General features: G+C 52.7%; 1 rRNA gene. It reads left to right on the top strand.

The annotated features are described in order from the left end of the window. Positions 1–149: 149 nt before the first annotated feature. Positions 150–1,691, top strand: a 16S ribosomal RNA gene (locus tag KE671_RS22490). Positions 1,692–1,711: the final 20 nt, after the last annotated feature.

Consider the following 1,711-nt stretch of genomic DNA (forward strand, 5'->3'; position numbering starts at 1 on the left):
ACTGCTCTTTAACAATTTATCAGACAATCTGTGTGGGCACTCAAAGTGACATGGATTCTTAACGTCGCAAGACGAAAAATGAATACCAAGTCTCAAAGAGTGAACACGTAATTCATTACGAAGTTTAATTCTAAGAGCATCAAACTTTTAAATTGAAGAGTTTGATCATGGCTCAGATTGAACGCTGGCGGCAGGCCTAACACATGCAAGTCGAACGGTAACAGGAAGCAGCTTGCTGCTTCGCTGACGAGTGGCGGACGGGTGAGTAATGTCTGGGAAACTGCCCGATGGAGGGGGATAACTACTGGAAACGGTAGCTAATACCGCATAACGTCGCAAGACCAAAGAGGGGGACCTTCGGGCCTCTTGCCATCGGATGTGCCCAGATGGGATTAGCTTGTTGGTGAGGTAACGGCTCACCAAGGCGACGATCCCTAGCTGGTCTGAGAGGATGACCAGCCACACTGGAACTGAGACACGGTCCAGACTCCTACGGGAGGCAGCAGTGGGGAATATTGCACAATGGGCGCAAGCCTGATGCAGCCATGCCGCGTGTATGAAGAAGGCCTTCGGGTTGTAAAGTACTTTCAGCGGGGAGGAAGGTGTTGTGGTTAATAACCGCAGCAATTGACGTTACCCGCAGAAGAAGCACCGGCTAACTCCGTGCCAGCAGCCGCGGTAATACGGAGGGTGCAAGCGTTAATCGGAATTACTGGGCGTAAAGCGCACGCAGGCGGTCTGTCAAGTCGGATGTGAAATCCCCGGGCTCAACCTGGGAACTGCATTCGAAACTGGCAGGCTTGAGTCTCGTAGAGGGGGGTAGAATTCCAGGTGTAGCGGTGAAATGCGTAGAGATCTGGAGGAATACCGGTGGCGAAGGCGGCCCCCTGGACGAAGACTGACGCTCAGGTGCGAAAGCGTGGGGAGCAAACAGGATTAGATACCCTGGTAGTCCACGCCGTAAACGATGTCTATTTGGAGGTTGTGCCCTTGAGGYGTGGCTTCCGGAGCTAACGCGTTAAATAGACCGCCTGGGGAGTACGGCCGCAAGGTTAAAACTCAAATGAATTGACGGGGGCCCGCACAAGCGGTGGAGCATGTGGTTTAATTCGATGCAACGCGAAGAACCTTACCTGGTCTTGACATCCACAGAACTTTGCAGAGATGCGAAGGTGCCTTCGGGAACTGTGAGACAGGTGCTGCATGGCTGTCGTCAGCTCGTGTTGTGAAATGTTGGGTTAAGTCCCGCAACGAGCGCAACCCTTATCCTTTGTTGCCAGCGRTYCGGYCGGGAACTCAAAGGAGACTGCCAGTGATAAACTGGAGGAAGGTGGGGATGACGTCAAGTCATCATGGCCCTTACGACCAGGGCTACACACGTGCTACAATGGCATATACAAAGAGAAGCGACCTCGCGAGAGCAAGCGGACCTCATAAAGTATGTCGTAGTCCGGATTGGAGTCTGCAACTCGACTCCATGAAGTCGGAATCGCTAGTAATCGTGGATCAGAATGCCACGGTGAATACGTTCCCGGGCCTTGTACACACCGCCCGTCACACCATGGGAGTGGGTTGCAAAAGAAGTAGGTAGCTTAACCTTCGGGAGGGCGCTTACCACTTTGTGATTCATGACTGGGGTGAAGTCGTAACAAGGTAACCGTAGGGGAACCTGCGGTTGGATCACCTCCTTACCTTAAAGAACCTGCCTTTG

This window comes from Citrobacter amalonaticus (assembly GCF_018252635.1).
In the GTDB taxonomy this organism is placed as follows: Bacteria; Pseudomonadota; Gammaproteobacteria; order Enterobacterales; family Enterobacteriaceae; genus Citrobacter_A; species Citrobacter_A amalonaticus_E.